This is a genomic window from Exiguobacterium sp. MH3 (assembly GCF_000496635.1).
GTDB lineage: Bacteria > Bacillota > Bacilli > Exiguobacteriales > Exiguobacteriaceae > Exiguobacterium_A > Exiguobacterium_A indicum.
The window spans coordinates 2,816,241-2,835,797 of sequence record NC_022794.1 but is presented as its reverse complement, the minus strand read 5'-3'; the positions used below and the strand labels follow the sequence as shown (position 1 = coordinate 2,835,797).

At 49.4% G+C, this 19,557-nt stretch carries 23 protein-coding genes; 15 read left to right on the top strand and 8 right to left on the bottom strand.

From position 1 onward, the window contains the following. Window positions 1-19: 19 nt before the first annotated feature. Window positions 20-853, bottom strand: coding sequence for an SDR family oxidoreductase (locus U719_RS14660; RefSeq protein WP_023469570.1), 834 nt, complete (start codon window positions 851-853; stop codon window positions 20-22). 126 nt (window positions 854-979) lie between these two features. On the opposite strand from U719_RS14660, the gene U719_RS14655 reads away from it, so the two are divergent. The 3 genes from U719_RS14655 to U719_RS14645 are packed head-to-tail and all read left to right on the top strand — an operon-like array spanning window position 980 to window position 3,239. After that, window positions 980-1,735 carry a DeoR/GlpR family DNA-binding transcription regulator gene (locus U719_RS14655; protein ID WP_023469569.1) on the top strand — a complete coding sequence of 252 codons (756 nt, stop codon included), beginning with the start codon at window positions 980-982 and terminating at the stop codon, window positions 1,733-1,735. Then, window positions 1,732-2,781, top strand: coding sequence for a Gfo/Idh/MocA family oxidoreductase (locus U719_RS14650; protein ID WP_023469568.1), 1,050 nt, complete (start codon window positions 1,732-1,734; stop codon window positions 2,779-2,781). Before U719_RS14655 ends, U719_RS14650 begins: the two co-directional genes overlap by 4 nt. Next, a complete protein-coding gene (locus tag U719_RS14645) occupies window positions 2,769-3,239 on the top strand; it encodes a heme-degrading domain-containing protein (RefSeq protein WP_023469567.1) in 471 nt (156 codons plus the stop codon). Before U719_RS14650 ends, U719_RS14645 begins: the two co-directional genes overlap by 13 nt. A gap of 394 nt (window positions 3,240-3,633) precedes the next feature. Here the strand turns inward: U719_RS14645 and U719_RS14640 are convergent, their stop codons facing one another. From U719_RS14640 to U719_RS14625, 4 genes are all read right to left on the bottom strand, one after another. Beyond that, window positions 3,634-4,113: a DMT family transporter gene (locus tag U719_RS14640; RefSeq protein WP_023469566.1), complete on the bottom strand. Its 480-nt coding sequence runs from the start codon at window positions 4,111-4,113 to the stop codon at window positions 3,634-3,636. Window positions 4,114-4,125: 12 nt separating this feature from the next. Beyond that, window positions 4,126-4,554 (bottom strand): DMT family transporter, encoded by a 429-nt coding sequence (locus tag U719_RS14635; protein WP_023469565.1) that lies wholly within the window; start codon window positions 4,552-4,554, stop codon window positions 4,126-4,128. A 65-nt stretch (window positions 4,555-4,619) separates the two neighbouring features. After that, the gene (locus U719_RS14630) at window positions 4,620-4,937 is read right to left on the bottom strand and encodes a helix-turn-helix transcriptional regulator (protein ID WP_023469564.1); all 318 of its coding nucleotides are present in this window, start codon (window positions 4,935-4,937) and stop codon (window positions 4,620-4,622) included. 45 nt (window positions 4,938-4,982) lie between these two features. After that, complete coding sequence (locus U719_RS14625; protein ID WP_023469563.1) at window positions 4,983-5,426, bottom strand: GNAT family N-acetyltransferase; 444 nt, start codon at window positions 5,424-5,426, stop codon at window positions 4,983-4,985. Window positions 5,427-5,596: 170 nt separating this feature from the next. Here U719_RS14625 and rpoE point away from each other — a divergent pair, with 170 nt between their 5' ends. From rpoE to U719_RS14590, 7 genes are all read left to right on the top strand, one after another. After that, entirely contained in the window at window positions 5,597-6,121 is a 525-nt protein-coding gene (rpoE, locus tag U719_RS14620) for a DNA-directed RNA polymerase subunit delta (RefSeq protein ID WP_023469562.1), read from the top strand. A 270-nt stretch (window positions 6,122-6,391) separates the two neighbouring features. Next, complete coding sequence (locus U719_RS14615) at window positions 6,392-7,987, top strand: CTP synthase (RefSeq protein ID WP_023469561.1); 1,596 nt, start codon at window positions 6,392-6,394, stop codon at window positions 7,985-7,987. A gap of 132 nt (window positions 7,988-8,119) precedes the next feature. Continuing rightward, window positions 8,120-8,827 carry a GntR family transcriptional regulator gene (locus tag U719_RS14610; RefSeq protein ID WP_023469560.1) on the top strand — a complete coding sequence of 236 codons (708 nt, stop codon included), beginning with the start codon at window positions 8,120-8,122 and terminating at the stop codon, window positions 8,825-8,827. Window positions 8,828-8,979: 152 nt separating this feature from the next. Next, on the top strand, window positions 8,980-9,327 hold the full coding sequence (locus U719_RS14605; RefSeq protein ID WP_023469559.1) for a PTS lactose/cellobiose transporter subunit IIA: 348 nt from the start codon (window positions 8,980-8,982) through the stop codon (window positions 9,325-9,327). Beyond that, entirely contained in the window at window positions 9,324-9,632 is a 309-nt protein-coding gene (locus U719_RS14600) for a PTS sugar transporter subunit IIB (protein ID WP_023469558.1), read from the top strand. Before U719_RS14605 ends, U719_RS14600 begins: the two co-directional genes overlap by 4 nt. 12 nt (window positions 9,633-9,644) lie before the next feature. Then, window positions 9,645-11,051, top strand: coding sequence for a GH1 family beta-glucosidase (locus U719_RS14595; protein ID WP_023469557.1), 1,407 nt, complete (start codon window positions 9,645-9,647; stop codon window positions 11,049-11,051). 12 nt (window positions 11,052-11,063) lie between these two features. Beyond that, window positions 11,064-12,386, top strand: coding sequence for a PTS sugar transporter subunit IIC (locus tag U719_RS14590; protein WP_023469556.1), 1,323 nt, complete (start codon window positions 11,064-11,066; stop codon window positions 12,384-12,386). 136 nt (window positions 12,387-12,522) lie between these two features. Here the strand turns inward: U719_RS14590 and U719_RS14585 are convergent, their stop codons facing one another. Continuing rightward, complete coding sequence (locus U719_RS14585) at window positions 12,523-13,032, bottom strand: DUF2529 family protein (RefSeq protein WP_023469555.1); 510 nt, start codon at window positions 13,030-13,032, stop codon at window positions 12,523-12,525. A 94-nt stretch (window positions 13,033-13,126) separates the two neighbouring features. Between U719_RS14585 and U719_RS14580 the strand changes: the two genes are divergently transcribed. The 5 genes from U719_RS14580 to glpX all read left to right on the top strand — a co-directional run bounded on the left by U719_RS14580 (window position 13,127) and on the right by glpX (window position 17,564). Further along, entirely contained in the window at window positions 13,127-13,501 is a 375-nt protein-coding gene (locus U719_RS14580) for a response regulator (RefSeq protein ID WP_023469554.1), read from the top strand. 132 nt (window positions 13,502-13,633) lie between these two features. Beyond that, window positions 13,634-14,488: a class II fructose-1,6-bisphosphate aldolase gene (fba, locus tag U719_RS14575; protein WP_023469553.1), complete on the top strand. Its 855-nt coding sequence runs from the start codon at window positions 13,634-13,636 to the stop codon at window positions 14,486-14,488. A 154-nt stretch (window positions 14,489-14,642) separates the two neighbouring features. Then, entirely contained in the window at window positions 14,643-15,290 is a 648-nt protein-coding gene (gene fsa, locus U719_RS14570; protein ID WP_023469552.1) for a fructose-6-phosphate aldolase, read from the top strand. A gap of 28 nt (window positions 15,291-15,318) precedes the next feature. Further along, window positions 15,319-16,566: a UDP-N-acetylglucosamine 1-carboxyvinyltransferase gene (murA, locus tag U719_RS14565; RefSeq protein WP_023469551.1), complete on the top strand. Its 1,248-nt coding sequence runs from the start codon at window positions 15,319-15,321 to the stop codon at window positions 16,564-16,566. A 32-nt stretch (window positions 16,567-16,598) separates the two neighbouring features. After that, window positions 16,599-17,564 carry a class II fructose-bisphosphatase gene (gene glpX, locus U719_RS14560; protein WP_035395794.1) on the top strand — a complete coding sequence of 322 codons (966 nt, stop codon included), beginning with the start codon at window positions 16,599-16,601 and terminating at the stop codon, window positions 17,562-17,564. A gap of 274 nt (window positions 17,565-17,838) precedes the next feature. Here glpX and U719_RS14555 read toward each other — a convergent pair whose 3' ends face one another. Together U719_RS14555 and U719_RS14550 are read right to left on the bottom strand one after the other, a co-directional pair. Further along, complete coding sequence (locus tag U719_RS14555) at window positions 17,839-18,606, bottom strand: SDR family oxidoreductase (protein ID WP_023469549.1); 768 nt, start codon at window positions 18,604-18,606, stop codon at window positions 17,839-17,841. A 76-nt stretch (window positions 18,607-18,682) separates the two neighbouring features. Further along, window positions 18,683-19,360, bottom strand: coding sequence for a C40 family peptidase (locus U719_RS14550; RefSeq protein WP_023469548.1), 678 nt, complete (start codon window positions 19,358-19,360; stop codon window positions 18,683-18,685). Between the last annotated feature and the right edge of the window lie 197 nt (window positions 19,361-19,557).

The following is a 19,557-nucleotide window of genomic DNA, read 5'->3' as shown; positions in this document are numbered from 1 at the left end:
AATTTCAAAAAAAGGGAAATCAGTCGAGATTTAATGTCAGTCGTCGTATTTTGGCGATCCCTTCGAGACCTGACGGATCATGATGTGTCTTATGGGCGACGAAATGTTCATCGGCTTCCGTCGTCCGGATCCGTAACGGACGTTCGTCACGGTGGACGACCTCGAAGATCACCTCAGCCAGAGCTTCTGCCGATTGGCGATCGGCATGTCGCGTCCGATACGTCTGCAAATAGGCCGTGATGATCGGTTTGAAGTCGTCTTCGTGTAAGCCGCCCGTCCGTTCGAGTTGATCGAGCACGGTTGCGGTAAAGTTCGTCTCGACGGCGGCTGGTTCAATCAGGGTGACGTCGATATTGAAGTACGGTTTATAGTAGGTCGCAAGACTTTCGAACAGCCCCTCGATCGCGAACTTACTGGCACAATACAGTTCATTCATCGGTTGACCGACGAGACCACTGACGCTTGAAGTCGCGAGTAAGTGACTACCGTCCGGTGCTTGTTTGAGTAAGGGGAGACAAGCTTCGATCGTTCGGATGACACCGAAGACGTTCGTTTCGAAGAGTTGCTTGATTTCATAACTCGTCGCTTGACCGAGTGCGCGCAGCAAACCATGACCGGCATTACAGAACACGACGTCGAGATGATCGACTTCTTGTTCAATTTGACGAACGGCTGCTTTCACGCTTGTTTCATCCGTCACATCGAGCGGCAAGAAGGTGAGCGTCGGTAATGACACGGTCATTTCGTCTGGACTCCGGACACCAGCGTAGACGAACCATCCGGCGTCTGCGAATCGCCGCGCCGTCGCAAGACCGATACCGGAAGAAGCACCCGTGATCAACATCGTTTGCATATCAATTCCTCCGTTCTGAAAATAGTTGTCTTCTATTATTTACCCGAATTATCGTTGAACTATTTGCATTAAAATTGCATATTTTAATGAAAAAACTTAATATAAAGAAAAAGGAGGCAGGAATCGATGGGGCAAATCGAACGGTTGCAACAGATGCGGGAATGGATCAAGACGAGTCCTGAAATTTCGCTCGATCAATTGATGCAGGAGTATCAGATTTCACGAGATACTGCACGTCGTGACGTCATCGTCCTCGAACAAGAAGGGGAGATTATTCGCGTTAAGAATGGATTAGTTCGTGCTGGTGGAACGCTTGCATATGAACAGCGGACAGAGAAACCGGAAAAACGGCGGATCGGACAGCGTGCAGCGCGTCACGTCCAAGCGAACGATCGCTTATTGCTCGATGCTGCAACGACGGTATCTGAGATGGCACGAGCACTTCCGCCATATCCACTACAAGTCATCACGAACTCCCTCGATATCGCAGACTATGTCGGAGCTCGCACGGATATTGAGCTGTACGTCACGGGAGGACGTTTCGACCGGCATGCGCGTAGCTTGAGTGGGATCAAGACGGCAGACGACATCCTGAATTATCAAGTTGATTGTGTTTTTCTTGGAGCATGTGGATTGACGGAAGAAGGACTTTTTGCGGAACAACTCGAAGAAGCGGTCGTAAAGAAAGCGATGATTCGAAGTGCGACCCGTGTCATCGTCCTCGCAGACCATACGAAATTCAATAAGCGTTTTTTGCATAAGGTCTGTGACTGGGAGCAAATCGATGTGCTCGTTACCGATCAAGTTCCAGATGCAACGTGGCAAGAACGACTAGATCATTATCATGTCAATCTCGACGTGACAGAGGAGGAAACAACATGAACCCGATTCAAACAACGCTCGTCGGATTCGGCTTTTCAGCGGTGACGTTCCACGTTCCGTTCTTACAGGCATTACCGGCATTTGAAGTGACACAAGTCGTCTCCAGTCGACCGGAACAGGTAGCGCGCTATTTCAGTGAGGCGACGGTCGTCGCGACACTTGCTGAAGCCTTACAGGATGAGAACACGGAGCTCGTCATCATCACGACACCAACGGCACTCCATTTCGAAATGGCAAAACAAGCGATTGAAGCAAAAAAGCACGTCTTACTCGAAAAGCCGGCTGTCGTAACGATCGAAGAAGCACTGGCGCTGCAAACGTTAGCGAAACAACACGGCGTTCAAGTCGCCGTCTATCAAAATCGTCGCTTTGACGGTGACTTCCTGACACTTGAACAATTGATGGAAATGAACGAGATCGGCGACTGGCAAGTCATCGAATCACGCTTTGATCGCTATCGCCCGGTCGTTCGGGAACGCTGGCGGGAACAAGCGGGAAGTGGCGCCGGCATCCTGTTTGATCTCGGCTCACACTTACTCGATCAAGCACTTGCCTTGTTCGGAGAACCGGATGCACTGACGGGCGACGTCTACCTGCAACGTGACGGTGCTGTCGTCGATGATGGTTTCCATATCACGTTGCACTACGGGACGCGTCGTGTCATTCTCCGTTCGACGTCCTTCATTCAAGGACCAACACCTCGTTTCGAGTTTCATGCGACACGCGGTAGTTACGTCAAGTATGGAATGGATCCGCAAGAAGGGCGGCTTGCGAAAGGTCATCGTGTTGACGAACAGCTTGGTGAAGATGAAGTAGATTCCTACGGCTACCTTCAAATCGCCGATCAGCCAGTCGAGCGTCTCGCGACACTTCCAGGCAGTTATGCGACGTTTTATGAACAGTTGGCGGAAGGACTTCGCGGGGGACGAGTACCTGTCGATTTACGCGACGCTGAAAAAACGATGCGTTTGATTGAAGCAGTGCGCATCAGCAGTGATGAAGGACGACGCCTCTTACGAAAGGAATGGGATGCATGGAAGAATTGAAGGTGTTGTTAGCGGAAGAGGACGAACTCGTCTTGACGTCCTTGACGAATACGGAAGCGATCGGGATGGGACATGAATTGATCGGACGGGCGATGAAGGAGAACTTATCGATCGCCGTTGAAATCAAACGGAATGGACAGCGTTTATATTACGCGGCGCTCGACGGTACGGCACCGGATCAGGAAGAGTGGATCCGCCGGAAATCGAACGTCGTCTTGCGGCATGGCTATAGCTCGCTCTACATGCGTCGGTATAATGAAAGTAAACATCGCTCGTACCACTCGATGTATGCCGTTTCGCCAGCTGATTATGCCGATGCCGGTGGATCGTTCCCGATTCGGATCGAAGGAGTCGGTGTCGTCGGTACGATCACCGTTTCCGGTTTATCGCAGGAAGCGGATCATCGCCTCGCGACGGAAGCGTTGCGCTTACTTAAGAGACAACAGCTGGGGCAATAAGGTATTTATAAAACACAAGTGTTGATTCTCGTGCAAGACTTCGCTTTCCGCGGGCGGAAGGCGAGCCTCCTCGCCGCATTCGCGCCTACGGGGTCTCACCCATTCCGTTTTTCCCGCAGGAGTCTTCGTCTTGCACGTTCATCAACGGATCGTTCGACACGAAAAAACCGAAATGCTGAAGTAGATCCACTTCAGCATTTCGGTTTTTTTATGTTCTATTTGACAGATCATGAGAAACAGTCGGACTCACGTTGTTCACGCGACTCCTACAGGAAAAAGCGCAAGATATTGCGCTGTCAGAGACAAACAAGACCCGTGTCGGCTGTCACTGACAGCCGAGACTGGCTTGTGTCTCGCCTGAGGAAAGCGCGTGAACGAATCGTGAGGACAATCGTCACGATGCCATCGAATCAGATGAAGCGGACACGTCTTTGCGTGTGTTCCCGCGATAGACGAAGTAAAGCGCAGCAAGCATCGCAACTAGACCAAGCAGACGTTTTCCGTCGAGCGGCACGACGACGCCACCGAACGCACCGATGTGATCAATGACCATCCCTGCTGCGAGTTGACCGATGACGGTCGCGATACTAGCTGCCGTGACACCGATTTGCGGGACAGCAAGAATCGTCAGGAAGAGATAACTGACGCCGAACAAGACGGCACTGAGTTGCCAACGTGGTGCTTCAAGCAAGAGCAAGACGTTCCCTTGACCAAAGAACAAGATGGCGAGTGCGAGAATCAGCATTCCGGTGAAAAAAGTCAGGAACGTACTTTCGAGAGCCCCTGCCTTTTGACTGAAGGCACCGTTGATCGAGGACTGGGCGCTCAGCATCACGCCGCCGAGTAATGTAAAACCGAGTAATAGAATATTCACGAGCGAACCTCCTTAAAAGATGAGAAATAGAGCGACGAGCATCAAAGCAGAAGCCGTCAGCTTGTCACGATTGATCGGACGTTTCGGACTACCGAGCCAGCCGTAATGTTCGATGACCATGCTGGCAATCATCTGTCCGATGATGACACTGATCATGGCGAGACCGACACCGACGAGCGGGATGCTGATGATCAGGATCGTCAAGTAGATGCTACCGAGCAGACCACCGAGCAAGGTCCATTTCGGTGCACGGAATGTATAGCCTAGTGAACCTTTTCCGAAGAAGAGGACGATCAGTCCGATGATGATCGTACCGGCGAAGAAATTATAAAAGCTACTTTCGAGTTTTCCGACGAAGTTCCCGAGTTCACCATAGATGGCCCCTTCGACACTTAAAGCGATACCCGCAAGTAACGCGAGTACGTAATACACGATTTTCAACAGAATTCATCCTTTCACGAATCTAAATATCGAGAAATGTCGATATGTAAGGCGAGGAGAAGGGATCAAAGTTCTCCTTTGAGGTACGCTGCGAGCTCCTGGATTTTTTCTTCATTTCGCCGGTAATACGTCCATTTGCCGTGACGTTCGGATTCGAGCAATCCGACTTTTTGCAACATCGCAAGATATTGGGAGACGGTCGATTGAGATAAGTTCGCCTTCTCTTGGATATCTCCGACGCAGATGCCTCCCTTGTCCGACAGATTCGTCGCGAGATGGGCCGTCGGCTTATTGAAATGAGTCTCGGGATCCTTGAGCCAGCGTAAGATATCAAGACGTACCTCGTTTGATAATGCCTTGAATAGATCCACTTGATTTGTCATACGCTTAAACTAATCGATGATTCTCGATATGTCAATCCAAGACACTTAAGGTTGGACGAATGCATGCTTTAAAAGTCGATGTGTCACTTTGGTTGCCGTATACGGCTCAAAACCAAATCGTTCATAAAATGTACTGGCATCGTCCGTATAGAGCCAGAGCTCGGAATACGTCAACAGCGCTTCTGGGATGATTTTCTCAAGCAGTTGCGTACCGACACCGTGATGTCGCATTTCCGGTAAGACGTAGACATGACGAATCCGACCGACGTCGATCGCGTCGGTTTGTTTCATATAACCCCCGCACGCAATGACGTGACCGGAGAGCGACAAAACGACGAACATTGCTTCTCCGTCTTCTCGATACGTTTCATTTCGGCGTTCACGTAGCATCCGTTCGATGAAGGGATAGCCTTCCTGTGTACTCTTTGATAAGATTGGTAACCAGTTGAAGTCATCAAAATCGTTGACCCGTTCGATTGTCATCTCCATCTGTCATTCCTCCTTCTTCTCCCTTGGATATTCCTTTTTCGGGAGTGGGAAAAACACGAATCGAGAATCAATTCGAGCTTTTTTTAAATAGAGACTGGATTTTTAAAAGCCGTTTTGCGTATAATGAGAAGTAATGGATTGAACGCAAATGAAAGGAAGTGGCCGTCACAATGAGCCTCAGCCGTTTAAGTAAAGAAGAGATTACTGATCTTTCGCTGATCGAATTCGTCAACGAAATGTTGCAAGAAGCTGGCGAACAGCCAATCACGTTCGATGACATCACGTCAGAAATCGAAAAGTACCATACGTTTACAGATGAAGAAGACAAGTTCGAGAAACTTGCTCAACTCTATACAGACATGAACATCGACGGAAACTTCGTCAACGTCGGAGCAAACCGTTGGTCACTCCGCGCTTGGTATCCGTTCGATAAGTCGGATGAGGATCTCGTCATCGAAGCGCGTCAACGTGGAGAACTCGATGAGTTTGAAGAAGAGTTCAACTATGATGCAGAAGAAGACGAGTTCGAGACGATCGAAGACGATCTCGATACATTCGCGAAGACAGCGGACTATGATTCAGCTGACGACAGCGAAGACGACGATACGTTCAAAAAAGTCGCAGCCATCGATGATCTCGATGACGATCTCGACGAAGAAGACTTAGAAGACTTCGAAGAAGAAGAGGAAGTCTAAGCACGATTAACCACAACTGTACAGCTGCTATTTCCCTATAGAAATGGCAGTTTTTTCGTTGACGGCTGACGAACGAGCACGGAAATTTTTCTTTGAAAAATTAGGCTTGACGAAGTTTTCCGAATGACGTAAGTTAGTCATGGGCTTCTTTAAGCAACGTGCTTATTTCAGCAAAAGTGTCTCCTATTCCAATGGGGGCACTTTTGCTTTTTTGTTTTTACCACCTCTGTATTGTTGAGATGTGAATTAGAGAAGGGAGCAATATTTAACATGACAAAGTATATTTTCGTAACAGGTGGCGTCGTATCGTCACTCGGTAAAGGGATCACCGCTGCATCGCTCGCTCGTCTCTTGAAAAACCGTGGCCTCAATGTCACGATCCAAAAATTCGATCCGTACATCAACATCGACCCAGGTACGATGAGCCCGTATCAACACGGGGAAGTGTTCGTCACGGATGATGGCGCGGAGACAGACCTTGACCTTGGTCACTACGAGCGTTTCATCGACATCAACTTGAGCCAGAACGCGAACGTCACGTCTGGACGTATCTACTCGACGATCCTCAAGAAGGAACGCCGTGGCGACTACAACGGTGGAACGGTCCAAGTCATTCCGCACATCACGAACGAAATCAAGGATCGCGTCTTCCGTGCTGGAAAAGAAACGGGCGCTGACGTCGTCATCACAGAGATTGGTGGAACAGTAGGGGATATCGAATCGCTTCCGTTCATCGAAGCCATTCGTCAGGTGAAAAACGATATCGGGAAAGAAAACGTCATGTACGTTCACTGTACGCTCGTTCCGTATCTTGCAGCGGCAGGTGAGCTCAAGACGAAACCGACACAACACAGTGTCAAAGAACTCCGTAGCTACGGTATTCAACCAGACATCATCGTCTTACGTGCGGAGCACCCAGTCCCACAAGAGATGAAAGATAAAATCGCTCTCTTCTGTGACACACGTCCGGAAGCAGTCATCGAAGCACAAGATGCATCGACACTCTATGAAGTACCACTCAACTTACAACGCCAAGGCATGGACCAACTCGTCTGTGACTACTTCAAGTTCGATACGCCAGCTGCTGACATGACGGCTTGGAAACAACTCGTTCACACAGTGACGCACCTCGAGAAGACGACGAAGATTGCACTCGTCGGAAAATACGTCGAATTGCGCGATGCGTACATTTCGGTCGCGGAAGCATTGAAACACGCTGGATTCGCCTTCAACAGTGACATCGAAATCGACTGGATCAACGCAGAAGACGTGACACGCGAAAACGTCAACGAATTACTTGGTTCAGCAGACGGAATCCTCGTTCCTGGTGGATTCGGAGAACGCGGTATCGAAGGGAAAATCGAAGCGACACGTTTCGCACGTGAGAACAACGTACCGTTCTTCGGTATCTGTCTCGGGATGCAACTCGCGACAGTCGAATTCGCACGTAACGTCCTCAACCTTGAAGGCGCACACTCAGCGGAAATCGACCCAGCGACACCATACCCGATCATCGACTTGTTGCCAGAACAAAAAGACATCGAGGACCTCGGTGGTACACTCCGTCTCGGACTCTACCCATGTAAACTCGAAGATGGAACGAAAGCACGTGCTGCGTACTCAAGCGAGCTCGTCTACGAACGTCACCGTCACCGTTATGAGTTCGGCAACGAATTCCGCGAGCAGTTCGAAGCAAACGGCATGGTCTTCTCAGGAACGAGCCCAGACGGTCGTCTCGTTGAGATCATCGAAATTCCAGAACACAAATGGTTCGTCGCGTGTCAATTCCACCCAGAATTGATCTCGCGTCCAGAACGTCCACAAGCACTTTTCCATGACTTCATCCAAGCTTCACTTGGTGAATAAGTCATCTTCAAATAGACCTGTCTTCTTCAAGAAGACGGGTTTATTTTCATTTATTCCTATCGTCAAAATACATATCTGCTATAATGGTAGCGGATTCATTCCTACAAATTTTAGATAGAGGGGGGAATATCATTGATTCCGAAGTATAAACATGTCGCTGAACAAATCGAGATCGAGATCAATGAGCACGTCTATCAACATACGAACAAACTGTTGACGGAAGACGAATACGCCCAAAAATTCGATGTCAGCCGGAACACGATCCGGAAGGCGATCGAGATTCTTGTCAATAAAGGATACGTTTACCAAGTGCAAGGGAGCGGTGTCTTCGTCCGCGATCATTATAAGAGCGATTACGTGAATCTCGAAAAGCTACAAGGATTGACGAGCGACTTCAGTGGACGGAAGGTCGAGACGCGCGTTCTCGCTTTCGAACAGACGAAGGCAGACGAAGAAGTCGCGGAACGCATGAAATGTCCGGTCGGTACACCGGTCTATTACGTCAAACGACTGCGTCTCGTCGATGATCACCCGTTTTCGATCGAAGCGTCTTATTTCCGAAAAAATCTCGTCATGTATCTCGATGAGAACATCGTTCAAAAATCGATCTATACGTATTTACGCAACGATCAAAATCTATCGATCGGATTTGCGGATCGCGTCATCTATGCAGATTACTTGAATAGCAGTGACGCCGAGTTGCTTGGATTAAAAGAGAACGATCCATCCTTACTCGTCGATAATACGGTCTATTTGACGAATGGGAAAATCTTCGACGTCTCGCGGGCGACGCATCATTTTCGCCACGTGAAGATGCTGAAAGTCTCGAATATTAAATAAGAAGGAAACACACGAAGCGAATTTCGTGTGTTTTTTTTATTTAAATTTTTTAAAAAGAAAGGGTTTACACGTTATGAAAGCGCATGCTATTATCGAACTGTAGAATTTGTACCTATGAATTTGAGTTATCCATACAACAAAGGAGAGACAGCATGACTTCTGAAACGATTGAAATTACCCCGGAAGATATTTTTGGATTGATCGCCTTGTCGGGCGACGCCAAAGCAAGCTACCACCAAGCGATGTTACTGATGCAAGAAGGTAAAGTCGAAGAGGCACAAGCGGCTGTTGCAGCAGGTGACGCGACACTCAAGGATGCGCATAGCATTCAGACGAAGTTCGTCACACTTGAAGCACAAGGTAAGACAGCGACGGTTGGCGTCCTGATGGTACACGCGCAGGATCACCTCATGAACACGATCCTCGTCAAGGAAATGCTCGGATATATGATGAACATGCAAAACGAAATCAACCAATTGAAGGGAATGGGTCAAAAATGATGAAAATCGGACTCTTTTGTGCGGCAGGTATGTCGACGAGTATGTTAGTAGAAAAAATGAAAGCGGTTGCCTCAGAGCGCGGCTTAGAAGCGGACATCGCAGCATACCCGGAATCAGAGATGGAAACGTACGTCAACGAACTCGACGTTGCTCTCCTCGGACCACAGGTGAAATACCTTCTCGCAAAAGGAAAACAGATCTGTGAACCAAAAGGTGTGCCGATCGATGTCATCAACACGATTGATTACGGCATGATGAACGGAACGAAAGTACTCGACCAAGCAATCAAACTCGCAAACAAATAAGAGGTGAAGACGATGAAAATGCCAAAAGATTTTCTATTCGGCGCTGCTTCTGCTTCTTATCAAGTAGAGGGTGCTTGGAACGTAGACGGAAAAGGCGTCTCGAACTGGGATGTCTTCTCGAAGATTCCTGGAAAGACGTTTGAAGCGACGAACGGGGATGTCGCAATCGATCATTACCACCGTTACAAAGAAGATATCGGTCTGATGGCAGAGATGGGTCTTGAATCGTATCGCTTCTCGATCTCATGGCCACGCATCTTCCCGAACGGCACAGGTGAAGTGAATGAAAAAGGACTTGAGTTCTATAACAACGTGATCGATGAGTGCCTTAAGCACGGGATCGTCCCGTTCGTGACACTCTATCACTGGGATTTACCACAAGTCCTTGAAGAACAAGGTGGCTGGCGTAGTCCTGAAACAGCAGATGCCTTCGTGCGTTTTGCGAAGACTTGTTTCGAAGCGTTCGGCGATCGTGTTCGCAACTGGATTACCTTCAACGAGACGGTCATTTTCTGTTCACTCGGCTACTTGACGGGCGCACACCCACCCGGCATCACAGGCGATGCAAAAGCGTACTTCCAAACGACGCACAACGTCTTCGTCGCTCACGCTCGCGCAGTCGAAGCGTTCAAGGAAGCGGGATATGAAGGAGAAATCGGGATCACCCACGTCTTCAACCCGGCATTCAGCATCGATGAAGCGCTAGAGAACAAACAAGCCGAAGTACATGCGAATGAATACGCGACACACTGGTTCTATGATCCGATTCTAAAAGGTGAGTACCCAGCGTATGTCGTGAAGGATTTAGAAAAGCAGGGCTTGTTGCCGGAATGGACAGAAGAAGAGCTCGATCTCTTAAAACGGACAGCACCGCTGAACGACTTCATCGGACTGAACTACTATTGTCCACAACGTGTCATGAAGAATGATTCGGCGCTCGTCATGGCAGGTGGCCGTGAAAACTCAACCGGACGTCCTGGGAACCCATCGTTCGATGGCGTCTATAAGACAGTCTTGATGGACGATAAAGTCTACACGAAGTGGGGCTGGGAAATCGCACCGGATGCCTTCCTTGAAGGAATGCGGATGCTCCAAGCACGATACGGCGATATCAAAATCTACATCACGGAGAACGGTCTCGGTGACGAGGATCCGATCGTCGGCGAAGAAATCATGGATACACCACGAATCGAGTACATCGAAAGTCATCTTCGCGCCGTCAAGCGTGCTGTCGAAGAGGGCATCAATGTCTCTGGTTATTATGCATGGTCCGTCATCGATCTACTCAGCTGGTTGAACGGATATAAAAAGCAGTACGGATTCATCTATGTCGATCATGCGAATGGTCTGGCACGGAAGAAGAAACAGTCGTTCCATTGGTATCAGGAAATCATCGCGACACGTGCTGCTGAACTATAAGGAGGAGTCGGAATGAACCGATTAGAAACCGTATTTGAAAAAGTCACTCCTGCCTTCGCACGATTCGCGAACGCCAAGCCTGTCCTTGCGATCAAGGACGGCTTCATCTTAACGATGCCGATGACGATCATCGGCTCGTTATTCCTACTGATTCTTGCGTTACCAATCCCAGGCTGGGAGAAGTTCATGACGGGCCTATTCGGTGCCGACTGGACATTACCACTGACGCAGGTCGTCGGTGCGACGTTTGATATCCTCGCATTGATTGGTGTCTTCGGTATTGCCTACTCCTATGTAAAAAACGAGAAGATCGAAGGGGTTCCAGCCGGGATTCTTGGAATCATCGCTTTCTTGATCATCACACAATCATCCGTTCTGTCGAAGTCAGGGGAAGTCGTCACGGGTGTCGTACCGAAAGTATGGACGGGCGGACAAGGGGTCCTTGCCTCGATCGTCGTCGGACTCGTCGTTGGTTTCATCTACTCGCAGTTCATCAAGCGGGGCATCCGAATTAAGATGCCAGACGGTGTACCGCCGGGCGTTTCAAACTCGTTCTCGGCACTCATTCCGGGACTCGCGATCATTACATTGTCTGTCGTCACGTTTGCTGTCTTCCAAGCATTCGCTGACCGGACGTTCACGGAAGTCGTCTACGACGTCTTGCAAGCACCGATTCAGAATTTGACGGATACGCTCGCAGGAGCAGTCTTGATCATGATCTTGATGTCTGTCATGTGGTGGTGCGGGATTCACGGCGCAGCGATCATCATGGGAATCATGGGACCGTTGCTGACAGCGAACGCTTTACAAAACCAAGCGATCATCGACTCCGGAAAAGAACTTGTCGTCGGTGACAACGCGAAGATCGTTACGATTCAGTTCCTCGATGTCTTTACGAAGCTCGGTGGAACAGGGATTACGGTCGGATTCATCATCGCGACATTGATCGTTGCTCGCTCGGCTCACTTGAAGCAACTCGGGAAGCTATCACTTGCGCCAAGTTTGTTCAACATCAACGAACCGGTCATCTTCGGGATGCCGATCGTCTTCAACCCGATCATGTTCGTTCCGTTCGTCATCGTACCAGCGATTGCATCCTTCATGGTCTACTTCTCGATCCTCTGGGGTTGGGTCGAACCATTTAATGCGCTTCAAGTACCATGGACGACACCACCCGTCATCTCTGGCTTCTTGATCAGCGGCTGGCAGGGTGCCTTGCTCCAGCTGGCGACGATTGCGATGTCGGTCGCAATCTATCTACCGTTCGTTCGGATGCAGGATCAGCTGTCTTACGGCGAAGAACTAAAAGCACAAGAAGAACATGCTTCGGCATGATCAAAAAAGGAAGCGCGAATGGCGCTTCCTTTTTGTATAACAGTCATTGACGGTTTCGCTTTGATTCAATGAAAATCGTAAACTTAGTCAGACGCAGACACGTATCCAGTGAGCTTTATATTATAGAAGAAAAACGTCAATCCCACTCTTCCGTCATCTCTTGTAATTGCGTCAAGATATGCGTCAAGAGGAACGCACAAAGGGCAAGACTCGGCAGTCCGTGGCGTGAACCGTCCTCTGCCGGAAGCAGTCCTTTATTGAACTTCAATGCAAGCGGAGCAATCGAACGCTCGAGCGTCTCCGTCACGTCACTGAGTGTGACGATCGCATAAGGCGTATGCCATGCATCGTAACGGGCAAGAGAAGCGAGGAGATCCGAACGTTCCGTATCCGGCGTGAAGATCAAGATACGATCGACAGCGTGCAGGGTCTTTCGATCCTTGATCTTCGTAACGCGTTTCATCTGGTCTGGTCCTTCTGAGAGCATCGGATAGAGTCCTTCACATTCGCCGTAGGCGTCGACGTAGACCGTGCCTTCCCCGACGAGCGCTTGTGCGAGTAGACGGACGACATCGAATAGTTCGTCTTCCTGTTTTGCGAGCGTTTGCAATTTTCCGTTGAATTGTGTAGCTAAGATTTTCATCATTTTTCTTCATCCTTTCTATGTTTCTCTCAAGGACAGTATAAAGCAAGTTTTGCTTTAGTGTAGAATGGAAATAACTAGAGGGGGAGTGGCAGAGATGAAAGGCAGATTGTTGATCGTCGAGGATGAGCCGGGAATCCGGAATTTGCTTGCGCAATTGTTCCGGGCAGAAGGGTATGAAACGGACGTCGCCGTCGATGGAGAGGAAGCGATCGTCTACTTACAGGAAAAAGCGTACGATCTATTGTTGATGGATGTCAACATGCCGGGGCGGACTGGGATCGAAGTGTTGCGTCATCAGGACCGGATTGGACGACGCGTCCGGACGATTTTAATGACGGCACTCGGTGAAAAAGAAGCGATGGAAGAAGCGAAACGATTAGGGGTTGTCGCCTTCTTCGGAAAGCCATTTGACATCTTTGAATTAAAAAAAGAAGTGACTGTGCAAATTTCTCACGATGTAAGCGGTTAATCTTTCACGTCGCCGTCACAAACCAAAAAACCGAGCGAAATGCTGTACGTTCCGATGAATCAGTATGTTATAATCAGTCTGAAATTGCACGAGTTCGTGTAAGCAGCGATCAAAACAGAGGAGGATGTCATTATGCCATTAGTATCTATGACAGACATGTTAAACAAAGCTCTCGAAGGTAAGTATGCAGTAGGTCAATTCAACATCAACAACCTCGAGTGGACACAAGCGATTCTCGGTGCGGCTCAAGAAGAGCAGTCACCAGTCATCCTTGGAGTATCTGAAGGTGCAGCACGCCACATGGGCGGATTCTACACTGTCGTGAAAATGGTTGAAGGTCTTGTACACGACATGAAAATCACAGTTCCAGTTGCAATCCACCTCGACCACGGTTCGAGCGTTGAGAAATGTAAAGAAGCGATCGACGCTGGATTTACATCTGTCATGATCGATGATTCGCACAGCCCGATCGACACAAACATCGAAACAACAAAAGCAGTTGTTGAATACGCTCACTCTAAAGGCGTTTCAGTAGAAGCGGAAGTTGGCACAGTTGGCGGACAAGAAGACGACGTCATCGGTGATGTCATGTACGCGAAACTTGACGAGTGTGTACGCATCGTCAAAGAAACTGGAATCGACACGCTTGCTCCTGCACTCGGTTCTGTTCACGGACCATACAAAGGTGAACCAAACCTCGGATTCAAAGAGATGGAAGAAATCCGTGATGCGACAAACCTCCCACTCGTTCTTCACGGTGGAACTGGAATTCCGACACACGATATCGAAAAAGCGATCTCACTCGGAACTTCAAAAATCAACGTTAACACAGAGAACCAAATCTCATTCGCGAAAGTCGTTCGTGAAGTGTTAGCTGAGAAACCAGAAGCATATGACCCACGCGTATTCATCGCACCAGGTCGTGAAGCAATCAAACAAACTGTCATCGGTAAGATGCGTGAGTTCGGTTCAAGCAACAAAGCTTAATCGACTCCTCTTTAAAGTGCGGTAGACTTCGGTCTACCGTGCTTTTTTCATATCATGTGAACATATATTCAATGGAAAACAGTAGGACTTCTCGTGAAAAAAACCTATAATAGAGTCGTAAGCGATTTCAAGGGATGAAAGGGGAACGAGAAAGATGAGATTTTTCATTGACACAGCAAACGTAGAAGACATCAAGAAAGCACATAAAATGGGGATTTTAGATGGTGTCACGACGAATCCGTCGCTCGTCGCTAAGGAAGGCGTCGATTTCCATACACGACTTCGTGAAATCTGTGAAATCGTCGGGGACGTCTCTGTTAGCGCTGAAGTCATCGCGCTCGATGCAGAAGGAATGATTCGTGAAGGGAAGGAACTTGCCCAAATTGCACCGAACATTACGGTTAAGGTTCCAATGACTCCGGCCGGACTCGAAGCAGTCGCAGCCCTTTCAAAAGAGAAGATCACGACGAACGTCACATTGATCTTCAATCCGAACCAAGCGTTACTCGCAGCCCGTGCTGGTGCGACATACGTATCACCATTCCTCGGTCGTCTAGATGACATCGGCCAAGATGGAATGGGGCTCGTCGAGACGATTGCTCAAATTTTCGTCGTACATGATATTCCGACACAGATCATCGCGGCATCGGTCCGGAACCCGGTTCACGTCACGAACGCTGCTCTTGCGGGCGCAGACATCGCGACGATTCCGTTCTCGGTCATCGAGTCACTCACACACCACCCACTCACGACGCAAGGGATCGAAAAGTTCCTCGCGGACTGGGAAAAAACGCAGCAATAATCGTAGCGAAGAGAAAGGTTGATGGAACGTGGACATTTTGCATATCGTAGGGCAACAACGCCTAGAAGGAACCGTATCAATCAGTGGTTCGAAGCAAAGCGCCATCCCGTGTCTTGCTGCAGCCCTCCTGACGGATCAAACGGTCGTTCTTGAAGGCGTGCCGGAGATTGGCGACGTCGCGACGATGATCGAGATTTTGGAGACGCTCGGCGCGGTCGTGACACGTCAAGGCGATATGGTGACGATTGATCCAAGCCGGGTCGAATCGATGCCGTTGACTGGTGCGGAGACGCGCAAGTTACGCGGATCGATCTACCTCATGAGCGTTCTGGCAGCCAGATTCAAACAAGGAGTCGTCGGTCTTCCTGGAGGTTATGCCATCGGACCACGACCGATCGATTTACACATCAAAGCACTAGAGCGTCTAGGTGTTTCTGTACGTAACGAGCAAGGCGTCCATTACATGCGCGTCGATCGTCTCGTCGGTAACCGAATTTACCTCGATCTCCCGTCTTTCGGAGCGACGATCAGTGCCTTACTCGTCGCTGTCTTCGCTGAAGGAACGACTGTCATCGAAAACGCCGCCTACGACCCGGAAGTCATCGACGTCAGTACGATGTTGACGAACATGGGGGCAAGCGTCAAAGGGGCAGGAACGGACGAGATTCGAATCAAGGGCGTATCGCAACTAAGTGGTTGCCGGCATACCTTGATTCCGGACCGAATGGAGGCAGGAACGTTCTTGACGATGGGGGCGGCACTTGGACGCGTCACCGTCGATAACGTCATTCCGCTTCATCTCGAGAGCGTCATCCAAAAACTCGAGCGGTACGGTGCGTTGATCGAAGCAACGGATGATTCCGTCACGGCGACGTTTCAGGAGACGAAGCCGGTCGATATTCGTGTCTTCCACTACGGTGGATTCCCGAGCGACTTACAGCCTGTCATCTCGGCAGCGTTGCTGCAAGCAAAAGGAGCGAGTATCGTCGTCGATAAGTTGTATCCGCAGCGTTTCCGGCATGTGCAGGAGTTACGACGCTTGAATGCTCGAATCACGCATGAAGACGCCTCAATCATCATTCGTGGTGGCGAATCCTTACTTGGTACGGAAATCGAGGCACCGGACCCACGCGGTGGCGCAGCACTTGTCTTGGCGGGACTTCTCGCTTCAGGGGAGACGACGCTGCACCATGCAGAAGTGCTTGACCAGAGTTACGAACGATTTGATCAGAAGTTGAAGGAACTTGGCGCCCTCGTATGGCGTGAAACGATTTGACCGATTTGTAACAAGGGAGAGGGGACATACACATGGAGAGAAGTCTATCAATGGAACTGGTACGCGTCACGGAGGCAGCAGCACTCGCCTCTGCACGCTGGATGGGAAAAGGATTGAAGAATGAAGCGGATGATGCGGCAACAAGCGCGATGCGTGATGTCTTCGATACGATTCCGATGAAAGGAACCGTCGTCATCGGGGAAGGCGAGATGGATGAAGCACCGATGCTTTACATTGGAGAAAAGCTAGGAAATGGGTATGGACCACGACTCGACGTCGCCGTCGATCCGCTGGAAGGAACGAACATCGTCGCAAAAGGAACATGGGGCGCACTTGCTGTTCTCGCGGTCGCGGATGCAGGAGATTTACTTCATGCACCGGACATGTACATGGATAAGATCGCAGTCGGCCCGGAAGCGGCAGGACACATCAGTCTGGATGCGACGATCGAAGAAAACATCGCAGCCGTAGCGAAGGCGAAGAACAAAGAAATCGAAGACGTCGTCGTCTCGATTCTGGATCGCGAACGTCATGAAGAAATCATTCAACGGATTCGGGCAACAGGGGCGCGGATTCGCTTGATCGGTGACGGTGACGTCGCTGCTGCGATCAACACGGCGTTCCCGCATACGGGGATTGATATCCTGCTCGGTTCAGGTGGTGCACCGGAAGGCGTTCTTGCTGCCGTTGCCTTGAAATGCCTCGGTGGTGAGCTCCAAGGACGCTTGTTACCAGCAGACGATGCCGAGGTCGAGCGTTGCAAGAAGATGGGCATTGAAGATCCATCGAAGATCCTTATGATGGATGATCTCGTTTCAGGAGACGATTGTATCTTTGCTGCGACAGGCGTCACGGACAGTGAGTTGATGAAAGGTGTTCAGTTCACGGCACAAGGCGGTCAGACACACTCTGTCGTCATGCGTGCAAAATCCGGAACGGTGCGTTTCGTCGAAGGTATTCACTCGTTCAAGAAGAAACCGAAGCTTGTCATTAAGTAAAACAGACTGACTCCTCAAAAAGGACGTCTGAATCCACATAAAAAGAGTTGGCGTTACGGATGATCTCCGGAATGCCAACTCTTTTTGTGATATGTTTCTAGGAATCAAGACGTTCATCCTCAACTCCTGCAGGAAAAGGAAACTTGCTAACGTTTCCGTCAGGGTAAGGGAAGACCCGGCATTTCGCATAAGCTGCGAGATGTCGCGGCTTACCTCCCGCCTGAGGAAAGTGAGGATATGAACGTTGAGTGATAAATGAATCGTTATTTGACGATTACCGCGGACGCTGAACTTCTCCTGCTTGTCGGGTGACGTACCGACGCGGTAGAAAACGCGTCGAAAAGATATACCAGGCATTGCCGAAGCCAGGCACGATGAACGTTTTCCCCTTCATATAGCCGCGGTAGGCGATGCGCGCAACCGTCGGAGCATCCATGACACCAGGTCGCAAGAACAAACGCGACTGTTCAAGGTTTGCTGCTGATTCGAAGCCGGTATGGGTCGCGCCTGGACAGACAACGCTAACTTGGATACCGTCTTGTGCGAGTTCTTCCGTCAATCCTTCCGAGAAATGAAGGACGTAGGCCTTTGTTGCGTAATAAACACTCAGCCATGGACCCCCTTCAAACGCAGCCGTTGATGCGAGATGGACGATACGTCCTTTGATTCCCTGTGCTTTCATGCGAGAGGCATAGACCTTCGTCACGTGTGTTAATGCTTCGATATTCAAGGCAATCATCCGGGACTCGTCTTCGAACGAGGTCTCAAGGAAAGAACCAAAGACGCCGATCCCGGCGTTGTTGATGACGCAGTCGACCGGAATCTGTTCCGTTGCCCGAAATAGTGCGAGACGATGCGTCGGCTGCGTTAAGTCATACGGAAAGACGGTTGCCGTTCCCCCGAGTCGCTCGACATGGAACTTCGTTTCGAAGAGTGCTGTCGCATCGCGTCCGACGAGCAAGACGTGATCCCCTTGCTTGGCATGCAGATAAGCAAATTCACGACCAAGACCTCTTGAAGCACCTGTGATTAAGACATGCATCCGATTTCCTCCTCCTGTAATCGATTCGATGAAAAAAAGCGATCGAGCCAATGCTCAACCGCTTTGAGATGATGAATTATAGGTAAGATCCTGCGCCGACAAGGCGTGAACCCCAGTACCCTGATTTGAAGCTTGAGTATTTAACGCCACCTGTTTCTGAGTTGACCATGCTTGACTTGCTTGTTGCGATCCCAACGTGTTGAATGCCGCTACCGTGTGAGAAGAAGACAAGATCTCCTGGCTGTACTTTAGAAACGCTGACTTTCTTAGAAGAAGAATATTGTGAAGAAGACGTACGTGGTAATGTTTTACCAGCCGCTTTCTTGTAGACGTAGCTTGTGAAACCAGAGCAGTCGAATCCACGAGTCGTCGTTCCGCCCCATACATATGGTGTACCTTTATGTTTTGCTGCTTCGCTTAGGATTTTAGTCCGTTTAGAAGATGTGCTCGTTGTTTTTTTAGCGCTTGAAGATGATTTGTATGTCTTTGTGTATTGTGAGAAGACATAACGTGTTTTGCCGCCGTATGAGATTTTTGTCCAGCTGCCTGACTTGCCTTTATATGTAAAGACTTGACCAGCGTTGACTTTCCCGACGATGCTTGCTTTCGTAGAAGGTGCTGTCCGAACACGAAGACCGTTGTCCGTGATCTTGACTTTCGTGACTGTTGCTGCTTCAACTTTACCTGTACCCACTGATGTAAAACCTGAAACCACTAAGGCTGCTGTCGCGATCGATGCTAGAAAACGTTTCATGTTAAGAATTCCTCCGTTTAATGTAGTGTGTTGCGTCCGTAAGTTATATGATGAAATCATTAAGTGTTTGGTTAAGCAGTGAACCTTACAACTGTGTAAGAATTTTGTCTGCAGGAATATCTTAGCATGCGCACACTTGAAAACGTTTTTTCAGTTAGAAGACAAAACAGATGTTTTTGTAACATAACTGAAATAAT